The 18,772-nt window shown below is 61.7% G+C and carries 14 protein-coding genes; 2 read left to right on the top strand and 12 right to left on the bottom strand.

All coding sequences use genetic code 11. From position 1 onward, the window contains the following. Window positions 1-32 precede the first annotated feature (32 nt). From O3306_RS02680 to O3306_RS02660, 5 genes are all read right to left on the bottom strand, one after another. Window positions 33-1,064 carry an extracellular solute-binding protein gene (locus O3306_RS02680; RefSeq protein WP_272002949.1) on the bottom strand — a complete coding sequence of 344 codons (1,032 nt, stop codon included), beginning with the start codon at window positions 1,062-1,064 and terminating at the stop codon, window positions 33-35. 32 nt (window positions 1,065-1,096) lie between these two features. Beyond that, a complete protein-coding gene (locus O3306_RS02675) occupies window positions 1,097-1,909 on the bottom strand; it encodes an ABC transporter permease (RefSeq protein WP_272002945.1) in 813 nt (270 codons plus the stop codon). Beyond that, window positions 1,902-2,849: an ABC transporter permease gene (locus O3306_RS02670; protein WP_272002943.1), complete on the bottom strand. Its 948-nt coding sequence runs from the start codon at window positions 2,847-2,849 to the stop codon at window positions 1,902-1,904. The genes O3306_RS02675 and O3306_RS02670 overlap by 8 nt, the downstream gene beginning before the upstream one ends. Further along, window positions 2,849-3,955 (bottom strand): ABC transporter ATP-binding protein, encoded by a 1,107-nt coding sequence (locus O3306_RS02665; protein ID WP_442969966.1) that lies wholly within the window; start codon window positions 3,953-3,955, stop codon window positions 2,849-2,851. The genes O3306_RS02670 and O3306_RS02665 overlap by 1 nt, the downstream gene beginning before the upstream one ends. Before the next feature lie 243 nt (window positions 3,956-4,198). Beyond that, the gene (locus tag O3306_RS02660; RefSeq protein ID WP_272002941.1) at window positions 4,199-5,008 is read right to left on the bottom strand and encodes a helix-turn-helix transcriptional regulator; all 810 of its coding nucleotides are present in this window, start codon (window positions 5,006-5,008) and stop codon (window positions 4,199-4,201) included. A gap of 169 nt (window positions 5,009-5,177) precedes the next feature. Between O3306_RS02660 and O3306_RS02655 the strand changes: the two genes are divergently transcribed. Further along, window positions 5,178-6,845, top strand: a complete 1,668-nt coding sequence (locus tag O3306_RS02655; protein ID WP_272002938.1) for an amidohydrolase — start codon at window positions 5,178-5,180, stop codon at window positions 6,843-6,845. A gap of 7 nt (window positions 6,846-6,852) precedes the next feature. Here the strand turns inward: O3306_RS02655 and O3306_RS02650 are convergent, their stop codons facing one another. The 7 genes from O3306_RS02650 to O3306_RS02620 all read right to left on the bottom strand — a co-directional run bounded on the left by O3306_RS02650 (window position 6,853) and on the right by O3306_RS02620 (window position 14,890). Then, a complete protein-coding gene (locus tag O3306_RS02650; RefSeq protein ID WP_272002935.1) occupies window positions 6,853-7,551 on the bottom strand; it encodes a DUF938 domain-containing protein in 699 nt (232 codons plus the stop codon). An 82-nt stretch (window positions 7,552-7,633) separates the two neighbouring features. Further along, the gene (locus O3306_RS02645) at window positions 7,634-8,683 is read right to left on the bottom strand and encodes a fatty acid desaturase (protein ID WP_272002932.1); all 1,050 of its coding nucleotides are present in this window, start codon (window positions 8,681-8,683) and stop codon (window positions 7,634-7,636) included. A 363-nt stretch (window positions 8,684-9,046) separates the two neighbouring features. Next, window positions 9,047-10,120: a BMP family ABC transporter substrate-binding protein gene (locus O3306_RS02640; RefSeq protein WP_272002929.1), complete on the bottom strand. Its 1,074-nt coding sequence runs from the start codon at window positions 10,118-10,120 to the stop codon at window positions 9,047-9,049. A 31-nt stretch (window positions 10,121-10,151) separates the two neighbouring features. Continuing rightward, window positions 10,152-11,072, bottom strand: a complete 921-nt coding sequence (locus O3306_RS02635) for an ABC transporter permease (RefSeq protein ID WP_272002926.1) — start codon at window positions 11,070-11,072, stop codon at window positions 10,152-10,154. Continuing rightward, a complete protein-coding gene (locus O3306_RS02630) occupies window positions 11,072-12,154 on the bottom strand; it encodes an ABC transporter permease (RefSeq protein WP_272002923.1) in 1,083 nt (360 codons plus the stop codon). The genes O3306_RS02635 and O3306_RS02630 overlap by 1 nt, the downstream gene beginning before the upstream one ends. A 51-nt stretch (window positions 12,155-12,205) precedes the next feature. Beyond that, window positions 12,206-13,723 (bottom strand): ABC transporter ATP-binding protein, encoded by a 1,518-nt coding sequence (locus O3306_RS02625; RefSeq protein WP_272002920.1) that lies wholly within the window; start codon window positions 13,721-13,723, stop codon window positions 12,206-12,208. 513 nt (window positions 13,724-14,236) lie between these two features. Beyond that, on the bottom strand, window positions 14,237-14,890 hold the full coding sequence (locus tag O3306_RS02620) for a VPLPA-CTERM sorting domain-containing protein (RefSeq protein WP_272002918.1): 654 nt from the start codon (window positions 14,888-14,890) through the stop codon (window positions 14,237-14,239). 352 nt (window positions 14,891-15,242) lie between these two features. On the opposite strand from O3306_RS02620, the gene dnaE reads away from it, so the two are divergent. Further along, on the top strand, window positions 15,243-18,743 hold the full coding sequence (gene dnaE / locus O3306_RS02615) for a DNA polymerase III subunit alpha (RefSeq protein ID WP_272002915.1): 3,501 nt from the start codon (window positions 15,243-15,245) through the stop codon (window positions 18,741-18,743). Window positions 18,744-18,772: the final 29 nt, after the last annotated feature.

The following is an 18,772-nucleotide window of genomic DNA, read 5'->3' as shown; positions in this document are numbered from 1 at the left end:
GGGCAGATCGCTGCCCCGCCCTTGGCTGAAGGTTATTGCTTCAGCTTGGTCCAGATCTTGTTGTACATGTCCGTCACTTCCTGCGAGCAGGGCTTGACGAAGTCGGGCGTGGGCGCGTCCGCTGGCATGACGATCTCAGGTGCGCTCAGCATCTCTTCGTCCATGAACGCCTCGGAGCCCTTGATACCATTTGCATAGCGCGCAAAGTTCGAGATCAGCGCGGCGTTCTCGGGCTCCATGATGAAGTTCACGAAGAGTTTCGCGTTCTCCATGTTCGGCGCGTCCTTCAGAACCGCGACGTTGTCCATCCAGCCGGTGAAGCCTTCGACCGGATAGGCATATTGCAGCGTCGGGCGTTGGGCGCGGGCGCGCATGGCGGCACCGTTCCAGTTCTGGCTGAGATCGACGTCGTTCGATGTCAGCTTTTCGATCGTGGAATAGTCCATCGTGCGCCAGTACTGCTTGGCGTTGATCAGCAGCTCGGTAACGTCGCGCAACTCGTCGGTGTTGGAGTTGCAGCGATCATAGCCCTTGTAGCGCAGGCCGGCATTGATCACGTCATGCATATCGTTGAGCATGTTGATCCGGCCTTTCAGCTCTTCTGGCGGATCGAACATCAGGGCGAGCGTGTTGATATCGCCGCCAAAAACTTCGGTGTCGACGGTGAAGGAAGTTGTACCCCACTGCCATGGCACCGAGTAGTTGCGGCCCGGATCCCACCAGACATCAACCCACTTGGGGTCCATGTTGCCGAAGTTTTCCATCTCGTTCGGCTTGATCTCTGCCAGCATGCCTTGCTCGATCATGATCTTCACGGTCGAATCGCCGGGCACCACGATGTCATAACCAGTGTTGCCTTCGCGGACCTTGGCCAGCATCGTCTCGTTGGAATCGTAGCCATCGAGATTGACTTCGATATCGTATTTTTCCTCGAACTTTTCGATCAGCTCGGGGCTGGTGTAGTTGCCCCAGTTGTAGATGTTGAGCTCGCCCTCGGCGAGGGCCGGCGTCGCGAGCATGAAGCTCGCCGCGACCAGCGCGGGTATGGAACGTTTGAGTGTCATCGAAGTACCTCCTGTTGATTATCGTCTGTTGGTTATTTCTTTTTGTTTCCGAGAGTGAAGAACGCCGAGACCAGCACGATCGACAGCAGCAGGAGCAGTGTCGAGACGGCGTTGATCTCGGGCGTGATGCCACGGCGGATCTGGCCCAGGATGTAGACGGGCAGGGTCGTTTCACCGGGGCCAGCGACCATCAGGGTGATGATCACATCGTCGAGCGATACCACGAAGGCCAGCATGCCACCCGCCACGATGCCGGGGGCCAGCAACGGCATGGTGACCTTGCGAAACACCTGGATCGGTGTCGCGTAGAGGTCTGCCGCCGCCTGTTCCAGCGTCAGGTTCATATCCTCCAGCCGGGCCCGGATCGGCATGTAGGCAAAGGGTATGCAGAACACGGTATGCGCCAGCATCAGGTAGCCGATGCCGGTGACGCCGGTCAGCTGCTTGATGATCGAGAAGAACGACAGGGTGGCGACGGCGGTGACGATCTCTGGGATCATCAGCGGCTGGTTGATGATCGCATAGCTCAGCATCTGGCCACGGAAGGGCGGCGTGCGCGTGGTGGCCAGCGCCGCCATGGTGGCAAATGTCGTTGCGAACAGCGTCGAGACGGCCGCTACCTTGAGCGATACGATCGTGGCGTTGCGGATGCCTTCGTTATCGAAGGCGGCGTAATACCAGCGCAGGCTGAATTCGGTCCAGCGCACAACCGACCGGTTGTCGTTGAACGAGAAGATGATCAGCACGACGATCGGGGCATAGAGGAACACGATGCAGAACCAGGCCATGAAATCAAAGCCGGGCTGCTTGCGCAGGTCCTTCATCTTGCGGCGAGGTTCAGCCATGACTGTTGCCCTCCTTGCCAGCGTAGCGGACATAGACGATGAGCGACATCATCACCACCACCATCAGGATGAGCGCCGCCGCTGACCCGAAAGGCCAGTTGCGCGAGCCACCGAATTGCAGTGCGATCAGGTTGCCGATCATCAGCTCCTTGCCGCCGCCCAGCAATTCGGGCGTGATATAGGCCCCGAGGCCGGGGATGAAGACGAGGATGCAACCGGCAACGATGCCGGGCTTGGCCATCGGCACGATCACGTGCCGCAGCACCTGAAAGCGCGTCGCGTAAAGATCATAGGCGGCCTCGACCAGGCGGAAGTCCAGTTTTTCCAGTGACGCGTAAAGCGGCAGCACCATGAAGGGCAAGTAGCTGTAGATCAGGCCGAGAAACACCGCGAAATCGGTGTAGAGGATCGTCAGCGGCTGATCGATCAGGCCGATACTCTGAAGGCTGAGATTGACGATACCTTCGTCGCGGATGATCAGCAGCACCGCATATGTGCGGATCAACAGGTTCGTCCAGAACGGGAGGGTGATCAGGAAGAGCCAGAAATTGCGCTGAGACGGTGGTTTGCTGGCGATGAAATACGCGGTGGGAAACCCGATCAGCAGCGCCCCGACAGTGGCCCCGAAGGCCAGCCCGATGGAGCGGCCATAGATGCTGAGATACGTCCCCGAGAAGCTGAGCGTGTCGTCAAAGATGTCCCGCTCGAACAGGAATTGCACATAGGCGTCGGTGGAAAACTCCCACGTGACCCCGCCATAGACGCCGGGGCTGAGAAACGAATAGATCAGCGTAATGGTCAGCGGAAACAGCCCGAAGACGCCAATCACGATCAGTGTCGGCGCCAGCAGTTGCCGGCGGCGGCGGCGGGTGTCCGCTTCGACCCGGCGTCTGGCCTCGTCAAGACGCGCATCGGCGCCGCTATGTTGCACCGCGCCCATCAATCTACCAGCACCTGAACCCGGTCGGGCAATATCAGCCCGACCTCGTGACCGTCATCGAGAACCTCGCCGGTGGTGCGTACGATCACTTCGGAGCCGCCTTTGAGTGCGACATGAACGTTACTGCCGGCCCCGAAATAGACCACGTTGGTCACGGTGCCTTTCAGCTTGGCGGCGCTGTCGCGGGCATCGGCCAGGCGCATGTTTTCCGGTCGGATCGCGACCGACACCGCCCCTGCAGGCACGTCCGCTTCGGGCAGGTCGGCAGGCAGGGTGGCCCCGCCGGGCAACGTGACGCGGCCCGTTGTGCCGCTGACCTCGTCAAGATCGACCTCGAAGATATTGATATCGCCGATGAAATCGGCGACGAAGCGGCGCGCCGGCTGATTGTAGATCTGCTTGGGGCGTCCGACCTGAAGGATATGGCCTGCCTTCATGACCGCGATGCGGTCGGACATGGTCAGCGCCTCTTCCTGATCGTGGGTGACGAAAACGAAGGTGATGCCGGTTTCGCTTTGCAGCCGCTTCAGCTCTATCTGCATTTCCTTGCGCAGCTTGAGGTCAAGCGCCGAGAGCGGCTCGTCCAGCAGCAGCACCTTGGGATGCGGTGCCAGAGCACGGGCCAGTGCCACGCGCTGTTGCTGCCCGCCCGAGAGCTGGTCGGTCTGCCGGTTCGCCAGATGCTCCATCTGCACCAGCGCCAGCATCTTTTCGATGGCCTGTTTGATCTCGGATTTGGAGCGGCCCTGCATTTCAAGTCCGAAGCCGATATTGCGCGCCACGGTCATGTGCGGAAACAGGGCATAGTTCTGGAACACGGTGTTCACCGGGCGCTTGTAAGGCGGCAGATGTCCGATCTCTTGCCCATCCAGCAGGATGTTGCCCTTGGTCGGCAGTTCAAACCCCGCGATCAGCCGCAAGAGCGTGGTCTTGCCACAGCCCGATGGGCCAAGCAGCGTGAAGAATTCGTTCTCGCGGATGCTGATCGAGACATCATCAAGGGCGTGCACTTTCGAGTCGCCTTCGCCGAATGTCTTGGTCACGCCCTCGGCCAGAATCATGTTCTTGGCCGATTTACCCGACATGTCTGCCGTATCTTGCGCCATGCGCGCCCCCCTGTTTGAGTGCTGCAGGCCGATCTCGGGCCGGTCTCTGCAGGCCACTCAGCCTAGGCCGTAGCAGCGAGTCGCGTAAATACCCCATCGGGGATAGGGCGCGACCTAGCAGACGATTGTGTGTCAGGGAGGGGCGCCCGGGCGGGATGCCTTGTGCATGAACTACCTGCAATTACAGGGATAAACGCCCTTGCGACGCTTTTCCCGCAGTCAAGACAGGCAGAGGGGGATTCCCTAGGCTGGACGGGTCAGGGAGGCGAGAAACATCGAGAAAAGCTCGCTCTGTGCTGAAATATTCAGCTTTCGGTAAAAATTCCGGCGATGGATCTTCACGGTGCCGGGGCTGACGCCGATCCGCTGTGCGATGGATTTCGACGAATGCCCCTTGAGGATGAGGATCGCAATCTGGCGCTCGCGATCGGTGAGTTCTTCGGCACCGAACCGGGCCATTGCGGTCTCGATCTCCTGTTGGGCTATGGCGGGATCAGAGGTTGGTTCCGGGGCAGGGCGGCCGACGGTGAAATGGCGCCGGTTGATGGCGGCAAACACCGGCAGGATACGCCGGGTGCGGTCCATGTCGCGTTGGGAAAAGCGCGGGCTGTCCTCGGTCCGGCCGACCGAATAGAAAAGATGCTGGCCGTTCGGCAGGTCAACGAAAATTGCGGCCTCGTCGCGCAGCCGGATCGAACTGTAATAGGTGTTGAAATAGCTTGAATGCTGAAACCGGTCCGGGGCCACATCCCGCAGACGAAGCGCGTCGCAGGGGCGCGTTTCGGTGTAGGCCACATAGAACGGATCGAGCATGTAGGCACCATCCAGATAGCGATCCACGACATCGGCGCGGCGCTCGGCACGCACGTCGTCATAGACATGCTCCGGCGGGCGGGTGCCGTCCAGCCGGGTCAGCAGACAGCCCTGATAGGCCATAGCGCAACTCAGGTATTCGAGAGCGCGCAGCACGAAATCGGCACGCCCGATGCTGGCGACGGCGCGAGCCAGTATGTCCTCGGTGGTAGGGGCGGATGCACGGGGGTGATCGGTCATTGCAGGTCTCGTGCCACTGTTATGTTTCGCGCCAAACCAGCGGCACGTGGTCTAGGTGAATTGGTCTAAGCCCCTGGGGGTATTGTCCGGGCTTCTGATCTGCCACAGTCTAAGCCTGCAATGCGGGATTGAGAAGGGGCGGGTTTGGCCCCGGACGGAGGAATGAAAGATGGCGCAACAGGCCGATATGGTGATTCTGAACGGCAGGGTTCTGACGATGGACGACAGCAGCCCGCGGGCCGAGGCGGTGGCCATCGCGGGTGGTCTGATACAGGCGGTGGGCGACACCGCCGACATCCGTGCGCTGGCCGGGCCGGGCACGCAAGTGGTGGATGCGGGGGGCGCGACGGTTCTGCCGGGTTTCATCGACAGCCATGTGCATCTGTTCCAGGGGGCGGCGTCGCTTGAATTCATGTCGCTGGACGGCGTTTATGGTTTGGCCGCATTGCGCGAAGCGATCAACAAATACGCAGCCGAAAATCCCCAAGAGCCGCTGATCCTTGGGATGGGCACGAGCTATGGCATCTTGGACGGGGTAGAGCCGACACGGCACGACCTCGATGCGATCCTCGCCGATCGGCCCGTGGCGCTGCTTGCACCCGATATTCACACTGTCTGGGCCAATACGAAGGCGCTGGAGCGCGCGGGCCTGTTGCACGGTGCCAAGGTGGCCGAAGGCAGCACCATCGTCATGGGCTCGGACGGCAAGGCGACCGGGCTGTTGCTGGAAACGGGCGCGTTCGGGCCGGTCATCAACCTGAGCAAGACCGGCGGGCGTGACATGCTGGGCTACGTGACCGGCAACGACCCCGAGCCGCCTGCCACGGCGGCCGAGCGCGCCGCGGATCGCGCGTTGATCACTCGGGGCCTGAAGCATGCCGCGTCCAAGGGCGTGACCACGATGCACAACATGGACGGCAATTTCTACCAGCTGGAACTGCTGACCGAGATCGACGCGGCGGGCGATCTGGCGGCGCGCATGCAGGTGCCGTTCCACCTCAAGAATTTCGACCCGCTGGACCGGCTGGAAGAAGCGGCCGAGATGAAGCGTAAATACACGGGCGATCGGATTTGGTCGGGTGTGGTCAAGATGTTCATGGACGGCGTGATCGACGCGCGCACCGCACTGATGATCCGGGGCTATCCGGATGCGCCGGATGTGACCGGCGACGCGGTATTCGAGCCAGAGCATTTCAACGAGGCCTGCCGCCGGATTGACGCGTTGGGTCTGCAGATCTGCGTGCATGCCATCGGCGATCTGGCCGTGCGCCGCACGCTCGACGGCTACCAGGCGGCGCGCGAGGCCAATGGCGCGCGCGACAGTCGCCACCGGTTGGAGCATATCGAGGTCATCACGCCCGAGGATATCCCGCGCATTTCGGCGCTGGGGGCGGTGGCGTCGATGCAACCGCTGCACTCGGCGGTGGGGGGGCATTTCGGGCCCATTCCGCAAGGCACGATCCTGCATGACGACCAGTACCCGTACGCCTTTGCCTGGCAGCGTATCCGCGACAGCGGCGCGCCGCTGACATTCTCGACGGACTGGCCGGTGGTGCCGGTGGACGTGATGCCCAGCATTCAGGCCGCCGTGGCACCGGTGGACCCCGGTGCGCCCTGGGATGTGCGGCCGCAATCTCTGATGGATACGCTGGCCAGCTATACGCGGGACAACGCCTGGGTGGAGTTCAGCGAAGGCAGCAAGGGCCAGTTGGTGCCGGGGCAGTTGGGCGATGTGGTGGTGATGGACCGCGATATCGAGGCGATGGCGCCGGGCGAGCTGGGCATGGCCAAGCCATTGCTGACCATCTGCGGCGGGCAGGTGACCTACAGCGCCTGAGATTGCGTTACGCGGTAAACTGGCACCATTCTTCGGGCGGGCGTGTCAGGGCCGGGGCGCGGGCCAGGAAGAAGAGGTTGTTGGCGGGCATATCCTCGACCGCCACGATGTCCAGCCGCCGCTCGGTGAGCCAGCCGCGCATGTCGTCGGCATCCTTGTAACCGATCTCGGGATCACTGGCGCGCAGGCTGGCGTGAAAGCGAGCGTCGCCTTCTGAGGTGGCGCGGCCGCTGCGCAGGAACGGCCCGTAAAGCGCCAGCAGCCCGCCGGGGGACAGCGCCGCGCGCGCCTGTGACAGCAGCACCAGTGTTTCGGGCTGAGAAATCAGGTGCAACAGGTTGACCAGCAGAATCAGGTCGAAGCGCTCCGATGTTGCCGCCCAACGCGGCGCCGTGGCGTCGAGCGTCATCGGGGGATGCAGATTGGGCAGGGCGGCGGCGCGCCTGTAGGCGTCAATGCTGGCCAGCCGGTCCGCGTCGATTTCTGAGGGGTACCAGTCGAGGCCGGGCAGGGTGGTGGCCAGATGCACTGCGTGCTGGCCGGTGCCGCTGGCGATTTCCAACGCGCGCCCTGTGGGTGGGGCGTAGCGCGTCAAGGTCTTGGCAATGGCCTGCGCGTTGCGGTCTGCCGACGGGGCAAACAGGCGCCCATCCTCGGTGGTTTGGGCAAAGGATGCACTGGCGGGCAACTGGGTGCGTTTGGGCATGTCCTGAATCTCTGCGCCGGACTACGGATCACTCGCGCAACTTAGCAGCTGCGCGGGCGATCTCCTAGTCTCCGGCGGGCGATCAGGTCGCGGTGTTGGCGCGTCGCGCCATCCTGGCCTGCGCAAAGGACAACAGACGTTTGGTCTTTTCGTCCCACAGGTGCAGCCGCGCACTGGCAAGGCTCTGACGTATAGTCAGTTGATTGCCATCGGCCAGTTCGGCGTGATCGCGCAGCACCTCTGGCAAGCGGTAGAAAGGGATGCGGCTGTAAAGATGGTGCACATGGTGAATGCCGATATTGGCACTGAACCAGTTCAGCACCGAGGGCAGCACATAGTGCGAGCTGCCATGCAGCGCTGCATCGTGCAGTTTCCAGCTTTCTTCTTCATCCCAATATGTGGTTTCGAACTGGTGCTGTACGTAGAACAGCCAGACACCAGCCGTCGCCGCCAACAGGGTCGATGGCAGGAAAATCAGCAACACCGGCATGATACCACCGAAATACACGATCGCGGACAAGGCGACGATGATCGCCATGTTGGTCCCCATCGCGCTGAGCCAGTAGCGTGCATTCGCCATTACCCCAAGGGGCAGACGGTTTTGCAGCAAGAACAGATATCCGGGCCCAAGCCCAAATAGCACGATCGGATGCCGATAGAGCCGGTATTTCAGGCGTTGGAACCACTTCATCTCGCCGTACTCATCGACCGTCAGCGTATGGACATCGCCCATGCCGCGCTTGCCCAGATTGCCCGAACTGCTGTGGTGGACCGAATGAGTGTGGCGCCAGACGTCATAAGGCGTCAGGGTGAAGACGCCGATGGCCCGGCCCAGCCAGTCGCTGACCGTCCTGTTGTTGAAAAACGCGCCGTGCCCGCAATCATGCTGGATCGCGAAGAGGCGCAGCAGGAACCCTGCATTGAGAACCGACAGCGCAAAGCTCAGGAGATAGCTGTAGGACAAGGCCCACCATGCCAGCGCCCACAACAGCACGAATGGCACGATGCTGACGCTCAGTTCGAACAGGCTCTGGATCTGCCGTGGTTCCCGGTAGGCCGCGAGGATCCTGACCCAATCGCGCGGCGCGCGTGTGGTCGTCTGTGTTTCCTGGACGTCAAAACTATCTGTCATGCTGCTTCTTTATTATTGTTTATATGGTGCCTCGCGCCCGGCCGGGGCGCTTGGTGAACGCGCAATATACACGATACTCTTATGTAGTGCTGAGTTCTTGCAATAAAAGATGCGCAACAGAATTATTGCGAAACGCGTTATGGGTTCGGATAAACCACCTGACAAACATAGCAAGCCGTAACTTCGGCTCGGGCAGAGAAAAGCGGCATTTCTCGGCTCAATGCCGCATGTTTTGGCTCGCAGGGGCCGGGAAGGTCGGGTTTGGCCATGCCATCGCGATCGGATGCCGTGTTGCGTTTTTGGCTCGCGCGATAAAAAAAGACCCCGCGCGGGGCGGGGTCCTTCGGGCATCAAGTGGTGCGCTTATTGTGGGATGGTGCCTTCGATCCCTTCCACGTAGAAGTTCATGCCGAGCAGCGTGCCGTCATCGGCGATCTCCCCGTCTTCGAGCCATGCCGAGCCGTCCTGCTTGTTGAGCGGGCCGGTGAAGGGGTGGTATTCGCCCGAGGCAATGGCCTCCTTGAGTGCGATGGCCTCAGCCTTCACATCTGCGGGCACCCTGTCGGTGATCTCGCCGATGCCGACCATGCCGGGGCCGATGCCGTCCCAGGTCGGAACGCTCTCCCAGGTGCCATCCATGACGGCGCGGGTGCGGGCGATATAGTAGGGCCCCCAGTTGTCGATGATCGAGCTGACACGCGGGCCGTCCTTGTAGGCGGCCATGTCGGAGGCCTGACCAAAGCCGATCACGTTGCCTGCCTCTTCGGCAGCGGCAAGCGGTGCGGTACTGTCGGTGTGTTGCAGGATCACATCCGCGCCCTGTTCGATCAGCACCTTGGCCGCGTCTGCTTCTTTGGCGGGGTTGAACCATTCAAACACCCAGACGATCTTGAACTCGACATCCGGGTTCACCTTCTTGGCGTGAATATAGGCCGAGTTGATGCCGCGGATAACCTCGGGGATCGGGACCGATCCGATATAGCCGACGATGTTTGATTTCGTCATCTTGCCCGCGATATGGCCCTGCACCGCGCGGCCTTCGTAAAAGCGTGCCGAATAGGTCGATACGTTCGGCGCGGTCTTGTAGCCGGTCGCGTGTTCGAATTTCACGTCCGGGAACTTCTTGGCGACGTTGATCGTCGGGTCCATGTAGCCGAACGAGGTGGTAAAGATCAGATCCGCGCCCTTCAGCGCCATCTGCGTCATGACGCGTTCGCTGTCGGGGCCTTCGGCGACGCTTTCGACATAGACGGTTTCGACCTTGTCACCGAATTCCTTCTCGATGGCGAGGCGAGCCTGATTATGCTCGTAGGTCCAGCCTCCGTCGCCGATGGGGCCGACAAAGACGAATCCGACCTTGGTTTTTTCCTCGGCAATGGCGGTGCTCGCCAGTCCCAGCGCCAGAACGGCTCCGGTCAGCAATCTGGTGAATTTCATAAGAGTTCCCCCTGTTGTTTCAAGTTCTGCCTCAGCTTGAGGCGTGAAAGACCCGCCCGAGTGAGCCGGGCGCCCTGCTGCGGTCCGCCGACAGGATGACCAGCACCAGGATCGTGATCAGATAAGGTGACATGGAAAGGTATTCGACAGGAATATCAACCCCTGCCGCCTGCAGGTTCAGTTGCAGCACCGTGACCCCGCCAAAGAGATAGGCGCCAAGCAGCACGCGACCGGCCTTCCACGAGGCAAAGACAACCAGTGCCAATGCGATCCAGCCCGCACCCGCGGTCATGCCTTCGGTCCATTGCGGCACCCGCACGAGGCTGAGATAGGCCCCGCCCATGCCCGCACAGGCCCCGCCGAACAGGATCGCCAGCACCCGCACGCGGACCACCTTGTAGCCCAGCGCATGTGCCGCATCGTGGTTTTCGCCCACCGCGCGCAGGATCAGCCCCGCGCGGGTGAATTTCAGCAACGCCCAGACCACCAGCGTAAGGGCCAGACCGAAATACACCATCCAGTCATGCGCGAATACGATCGGTCCCAACACCGGGATATCGCCCAAGAGCGGGATGTCCAGCTTGGCCGTCGGCGGCGGCTTTACTCCGACATAGGATTGTCCCAGCAATGCACTCAGTCCCAAACCAAAGAGCGTGAGTGCCAGCCCCGAGGCCACCTGATTGGCCAGTGCGAACTGCGTGAGACCGGCAAAGAGCAGCGACAGCAGCGCGCCACCCAGCGCAGCACCAATGAAGCCGACAACAGGCGATCCGGTCTCGACCGCGATGGCAAAGCCGCAGATCGCGCCGGTGATCATCATGCCTTCGACCCCGAGGTTCAGCACGCCCGCGCGCTCCACCACCAGCTCGCCCAATGCTGCCAGCAGGATCGGTGTGGCCGCGACCATGAGCGAGGCCAGAAGCAGGATCGGGTTGATCGAGGAAAGGTCCATCAGGCTGCCTCCGTCCGTATCCAGCGCAGCCGGAACTGCACCAGCACATCCACCGCCAGCAGGAAAAACAGCAGCATTCCCTGAAACAACTGGATCGCTGCAGCTGGCAATTGCAGGTTCGACTGCGCGATTTCACCGCCAATGTAAGTCAGCGCCATCAATAGCCCCGCCAGCATGATCCCCACCGGATGCAGCCGCCCAAGGAACGCCACGATGATCGCGGTAAAGCCGTAGCCGACGTTGAAATCAATGCTGATCTGCCCCGAAGGTCCGGCGACCTCGAACATCCCCGCAAGCCCGGCCAGCGCGCCCGATGTGCCAAGGCAGAACAGGATCAACCTATTTGGCCGGACCCCCGCAAACCGCGCGGCGCGCGGGGCCTGCCCGGTCAGGCGGATGTGATAGCCCAGAATATGCCGGTTCAGCAGGATATACGCAAAGATCACCGCGATCAGCGCCGCCGCCACGCCCCAGTGTAATCCGCTGCCGGTGATCAATTCGGCATTATGAGCGGCCTCGTATTGCTGCAAATTGCGGCTGCCGGGAAAACCGTGGCCTTCGGGGTTGCGCATCAGCCCAAGGGACATCGCGGCCAATAACTGTTCGGCCACGTAGACCAGCATCAGCGAGACGAGAATTTCGTTGGTTCCGAACTTCACCCGCAAGAGGGCGGGTATCATTCCCCAGGCCCAGCCGCCAAACGCGCCCGCAACGATCATCGCCGGAAAGATCAGCACGTTTTCAGACGGGTAGGCGGCCAGTGCCACGCCCGCACCGCAGATCGCGCCGAGGATATACTGCCCCTCGGCACCGATGTTCCAGATGCCCGCCCGAAACCCCAGGCTTAGGCCGATGGCAATCAGGATCAGGGGCGCGGCCTTCACCAGAAGCTGTGGGCGGTAATAGAACGCAAACTCGCCAAAGAGCGGTTCCCAGAAAATGGTCGCGATCGCCTCGACCGGGGACTTGCCCAAAGCGGCAAAGAGCGCACCGCCGGCGATCATGGTGATCACCACCGCTACGAGCGGTGTCAGATACACCCACATGCGTGAGGGTTGTGGTCGCTGCTCCAGCCTCAGCATGGCACGCCACTCCGAGCTTCTTCTTTGCGAAAATACTCAAAAACCGGCCGCTTAGACATGCGCCACCTCCATACCATGTGCGCCGCCCATCATCAGGCCGATCTCGTCTACGCTCAGCCCCTGTGCCGGGCGGATCTCGGACAGGCGCCCTTCGTTCAGCGCGCCGAACCGGTCAGAGATTTCCATCAACTCGTCGAGGTCCTGACTGATGCAGATGATCGCTGTGCCTTTTGCCGCCAGATCCAGCAGCGCTTGCCGGATCGCGGCGGCGGCGGCGGCATCGACGCCCCATGTGGGCTGGTTGACCACCAGCACAGAGGGCCGTTGCATTACCTCGCGGCCGATGACGAATTTCTGCAGGTTGCCGCCCGACAGCGCCCGCGCTGCCACGTCGGGGCCGGGGGTGCGCACGTCGAATGCGCTGATGATCCGGCGGGCGAACGCCTCTGCCGCGCCCCAGCGCAGGAAGCCGCGCTGCATCAAATGTTCGCGTTCGGCACCGGTCAGCAGGGCGTTTTCGGTCAGGCTCATGTCCGGGGCCGCGGCATGACCCAGCCGCTCTTCGGGTGCGGTCAGCAGGCCCATCTTGCGGCGCGGGCCGGGGCCGAGGCGCCCGATGGGCTCCCCCATGAAGCGCACCGCCTCCGCGTCGCTGCGTATCTCGCCGGAAAGCGCCGCCAGAAGCTCGTCCTGGCCGTTGCCAGCGACCCCGCCCAACCCGAGGATCTCGCCCTGCTGCACGCTCAGGCTGATGCCCTTGAGCGATGTGCCGAAGGCACTGGGCGACGCGGCGTTGAGGTCTCTCAGCTCCAGCGCCACTTCGCCCAAGTTGCGCCTGGCCCGTTCGGGCGCGGCAAAGGCGCTGCCGACCATCAACTCGGCCATGTCGCGGGCGCTGGTTTCGCGCGGGATGCAGGTGCCGACATTCTTGCCCAATCGCAGGATCGTGGCGTGATCGCATAGCGTGCGGATTTCCTCCAGCTTGTGCGAGATATAGAGGATTGCCACCCCTTCTGAGGTCAGCTTGCGCAGGGTTTCAAAGAGGATGTCCACCTCTTGCGGCGTCAGCACCGATGTCGGCTCGTCCATGATCAGCAAGCGGGGGTCCTGCAAAAGGCAGCGGATGATCTCGACCCGCTGGCGTTCACCGGCTGAAAGCTCACCCACCGTGCGCGAGGGATCGAGCGGCAGGCCGTAGGTTGCCGACACATCGCGGATTCGGGTGGCCAGATCGCCCATCGGCGGCGGGTTTTCCATTCCCAGTGCCACGTTCTCGGCCACGTTGAGCGCATCGAAGAGCGAGAAATGCTGAAACACCATCGCCACGCCGGCGGCGCGCGCCGCACTGGGCCGGGTGGGCGCGAATGGCTTGCCATGCAGCATCATCTGGCCGCTGTCGGGGCGCACGAGGCCGTAGATCATCTTGACCAGCGTGGATTTCCCCGCGCCGTTCTCGCCCAGCAGGGCATGGACTTCGCCCGGCTGGATCTCGAAGGACACGTTGTCATTGGCGACCACGCCGGGATAGGCCTTGGTCAGGCCTGACAGGCTCAGCAACGGCGTACTCACGCGCGGTTCCCTTCTTGGCGGATGTGGATCTGCCCGGCCTTGCCGCGGCTTGGTCCAAGACCCGCCGAACGCGGATCAGGCGCAGTTTTATCCAGTGAAAGCTTGCGCGACACGTCCGCCGCTGCGTTCAGACGAAAAGAAATGTGCATTCTGCGCTGCCCGCCGCGTTACCTCCGCCCTTTTGGTGCCCACCTCGATGCGGCGTTGAGGCGCGCGGGATTCCTGAACCAGAAGCTACGCGGCGGCAGGACAGTTTGGCAAGGGCCGAGATATGGCCGTGTCCCGTGGTCCGGCGCCGCCGGGCCGTCGATCCCCTTGCTTTGCTGGGGCTTTGCTTGACGCAACGTCACTCTTGCCTGAGCCGCGTAAGACCTTCCTGGTCTTTGCCATTTGTCGCGTGAGCATTCGCATGAATTGCAGGTCGACGGACAATTGGTCATTCGCCCATCGCTCACAATCTTCATGACCGCCCCCAAAAGGCCCGCGCGGCTCTGTCACTGGATCGGGTTGACCTCAGCCGCGTTTGCGGCGTCGAACCATGCCCAGCCCTGCCAAGCCGGCGCTCAAAAGCCAAATACCAGCGGGCAGGGGAACAGGCGTCACCGGCGTCAGGCTATCGAACTGAAAGGTTACTCTATCTCTTTCTGTATAGGTCGAGCTCGGCACGCCGCGGGAGTAATGCAACGAATCCACGTACAGAATTGAATCTCTCCAGTCGCCAAGGTTGAGCGAGATTGGCAGGCTCGCATCCGAGAGCGCGGTTTTTGAATCGTCTAAAAAATTGAAGGAAAGAGAGTTTATGTACCGACCATCCATATCCGAACTATAGCTGGGCGTACCGACTCTCAGCGCATCAGAATTTGCACTGTCGTTGTACACCGTAAGGCTACTGGGTAGCCGTTCGAACAGGGACATGTCGATCCCATCAATGGTGATGATGGGGGCGACATATCTGATTTGGTTGGGGGAAAATTCTATAATGACCGTGTCATCAAGAGTGATCTGACCGGTGATCGTGCCCATGGCCTGAATGGTATCGGTCAACGAAACTCTAGTTGCGTCATACGTTCTCGAGCTGAAACTTGCCGAGTAGTCGTAGGTGTAGGTCGCCGCCAGGGCCGCTGTCGAAACCATCCCCAAGGCTGCTGCAAGCAATAACGTTTTCATGAAAATTCCTCCCAATAATGTGAATTTACCCTAATAATATGGGCTTTTAGGGTAAGAGATGCCGGGTATTTGTCAATGTGAAGCTGTTCGAGTCGGCATTCCCCACAGGTGGCCGGCCCTTTGATCGCAATTGCGTCTGACAAACCCAGCGGGCCAGGTGTTTTGCCCTCAGAAGTGCCGGTTGCGGTCTGTTGAGAGCTGGAATGAGACCAGATCGGGCCGCAAGAACATGCCATCCAGATGAACCTGAGGCAGGGTCAAGAGCAAGCGCCCTACAGCAAATCAAATTTGAGGGCGCTCCGAGAGCAACTCGTGATTTCAGTTCACCTGCAAACCCTTTAGACTGGGTCGCATGAGCAATTCCCCCCGATTCATTCACCTCAGGGTTCACACCGAATATTCGCTGCTGGAGGGCGCGATGCGCCTGAAAAAGCTGCCGGGCCTTTGCGTTGATGGCGGCATGCCTGCGGTCGCGGTCACCGACACCAACAACATGTTCGGGGCGCTGGAATTTGCCGTGGGCGCGCAGGCGGCGGGCGTTCAGCCGATCATGGGCTGTCAGGTCGATCTGGCCTATGTTGACGTGGCGCCGGGCGAACGCCCCAAGGCCCCCGCGCCGGTTGTTCTGCTGGCACAGAACGAGACCGGGTATGAAAACCTGATGAAGCTCAACTCGTGTCTCTACCTGCGCGGCGACGGGCAGTTGCCGCATGTCACGCCGCAGGAACTGGCACAGCACGCCACCGGATTGATATGCCTCTCTGGTGGGCCGGACGGGCCGATCGGCAGGCTGTTGCGGGCCGGGCAGCGCCCCGCCGCCGAGGCGCTGTTGGGGCAGATGGCCGCCGCTTTCGGGGATCGGCTCTATGTGGAGTTGCAGCGCCACCCCGGTGAGGGCGGCGCGCCCGAGGCCGAGCGGTTGTCTGAGCGTGGCCATGTCGAGATGGCCTATGCGATGGGGCTGCCACTGGTCGCCACCAATGACGTCTATTTCCCCAAACCCAAGATGTACGAGGCGCATGATGCGATGCTGTGCATCGCCGATGGGGCCTATGTGGATCAGGCTGCGCCGCGCCGCCGCCTGACCGCGCAACACTATTTCAAAAGCCCGCGTGAAATGGCGGCGCTGTTTTCGGACCTGCCCGAGGCGCTTGAGAACACCATCGAGATCGCGCAGCGCTGCGCCTTTGCCGCCTATCGCCGCGATCCGATCCTGCCGAAATTTGCCGATAACGAAGTTGACGAGTTGCGCCGCCAGGCCAAGGAGGGATTGGCCGAACGCCTGAAGGTCATTCCCCACGCAGCGACTGTCGAGGAATATGAAGCGCGGCTGGAATTCGAGCTTGGCATCATCGAGGGCATGGGGTTCCCCGGCTATTTCCTGATCGTTGCCGATTTCATCAAATGGGCCAAGGACCGCGATATTCCGGTGGGGCCGGGGCGCGGATCGGGGGCTGGTAGCCTCGTGGCCTATGCGCTGACAATCACGGACCTTGACCCGCTGCGCTATTCACTGCTGTTTGAGAGGTTCCTGAACCCTGAACGTGTTTCGATGCCGGACTTCGACATCGACTTCTGCATGGATCGCCGCGAAGAGGTGATCCACTACGTGCAGGAGAAATACGGCCGTGACCGGGTGGGGCAGATCATCACCTTCGGTGCGCTGCTGTCCAAGGCCGCCGTGCGCGACATTGGCCGTGTTTTGCAGATGCCTTACGGTCAGGTTGACCGCCTGTCCAAGATGATCCCGGTCGAGGGTGTCAAACCCGTCAGCATCGAGCAGGCGCTGGCGCAGGAGGACCGGCTGCGCGAGGAGGCACGCAACGAGGAGGTCGTGGACCGGCTGCTGAAATACGGCATGCAGGTCGAGGGGCTGTTGCGCAATGCATCGACCCACGCGGCGGGCGTGGTGATCGGCGACCGGCCTCTGGATGAGCTGGTGCCGCTCTATCAGGATCCCCGTTCGGAAATGCCTGCGACCCAGTTCAACATGAAATGGGTCGAACAGGCGGGGCTGGTGAAGTTCGACTTTCTCGGGCTGAAGACGCTAACCGTGGTACAGAACGCGGTGCAGCAGATCCTGGCGGGGGGGCGTTCGCTGCATATCGCTGCCGATGGCAGGCAGCTTTTCGAGCCGCCCGAGGGGGCCGAGAACGATATCGGGGCGATCCCGCTCGATGATGCGGCGACCTACGAGCTTTATGCCAAGGCAAAGACGGTCGCGGTGTTCCAGGTGGAAAGCTCGGGCATGATGGATGCGCTCAAGCGCATGAAGCCCAACTGTATCGAGGATATCGTGGCCCTGGTGGCGCTCTACCGGCCCGGCCCGATGGAGAACATCCCGAAATACTGCGAGGTGAAGAACGGGCTGAGCGAGCGCGAAGGGCTGCATCCATCCGTTGATCACATCCTGGACGAGACCCAGGGGATCATCGTCTACCAGGAACAGGTGATGCAGATCGCGCAGGAAATGGCCGGCTACTCCCTGGGCGGTGCGGACCTGCTGCGCCGCGCCATGGGTAAGAAGATCCAGGCGGCGATGGATGCCGAGCGGCCGAAATTCCTGAAAGGGGCGGCCGACAACGGTGTGAGCAAGGAGAAGGCAACCGAGGTCTGGAACCTTCTCGACAAGTTCGCCAATTACGGTTTCAACAAATCGCACGCCGCCGCCTATGCTGTGGTCAGCTACCAGACCGCTTGGCTGAAGGCCAACCACCCTGTCGAATTCATGGCGGGGGTGATGAATTGCGATATCCACCTCACCGACAAGTTGGCCGTGTATTTCGAAGAGGTGAAGAAGGGGCTGGGCCTGCCCTATGCGCCACCTTGCGTGAACCGGTCCGAGGCGACCTTCATGGTCAAGGAAGGCACGCTGCACTATGCGCTGGGCGCGCTCAAGAACGTGGGCGTCGAGGCGATGCGGCTGATTGTCGAGGGGCGCGGGGGGCAGGATTTTGCCACGCTTTACGATTTCGCCCGACGGGTGGATCTAAAGCGGATCGGCAAGCGCCCGCTGGAGATGCTGGCGCGTGCTGGCGCATTCGACGTGCTGGACCGCAACCGCCGCCGGGTGTTCGAGGCGGTGGAACCGCTGATGAGCTACTCCGGCGCGATCTTTGAGCAGAAGAACTCCAATCAGGTGTCGCTGTTTGGTGAGGCGGGCGATGACCTGCCCGAGCCGCGCCTCAGCCCGGTGGATGACTGGCTGCCCGCCGAACGGCTGACCGAAGAATTCAAGGCAATCGGCTTCTACCTCTCGGGGCACCCGCTGGACGATTACATGGCGGCTCTCAAGCGCAAGGACGTCAAGACGCTGGACGAGGTGATGAACCTCACGGCACGCGCGCCCTGCGTGCTCAAGATGGCGGGCGTCGTGGCCGGCAGGCAGGAACGCAAATCGGCGCGCGGCAATCGTTTTGCCTTTGTGCAACTGAGCGATACAACGGGCGGCTACGAAGTCACCATGTTCTCCGAAACGCTGGAGAAGTCGCGCGAATTCCTGGAGACCGGGACGCATGTGGTGGTGACGGTCGAGGCGACGATGGAATCTGAGCAGCTGAAGCTTCTGGCGCGCAGCGTGGCGCCGATTGACGGTGTGGTGGCCGACGCGGGCAGCACCGGGCTGCGAATCTTCGTCGAAACGCCGGATGCGATCGGCTCGGTCGCGAGCGTTCTGGAGAGTGCGCGGGAGGTGGCCAAGTCGGCGCGCCCGGGGCCGATCCGTTTTTGCTTGATGGCTCCGGACCTGCCGGGCGAGGTGGAACTGGACGCAGGGTGTGATTATCCGGTGAACCCGCAGATCAAGGGCGCGATCAAGAGTCTGGCAGGTGTGATGGAAGTCGAGGAAATCTGACGAACGTTTGGAATGGGCCGAGATTTTTC

The organism is Roseovarius sp. ZX-A-9, from assembly GCF_028369135.1.
Taxonomy (GTDB): Bacteria; Pseudomonadota; Alphaproteobacteria; order Rhodobacterales; family Rhodobacteraceae; genus Roseovarius.
The sequence above is the reverse complement of the archived record's forward strand: the minus strand, read 5'-3'. Positions and strand labels throughout refer to the sequence as shown.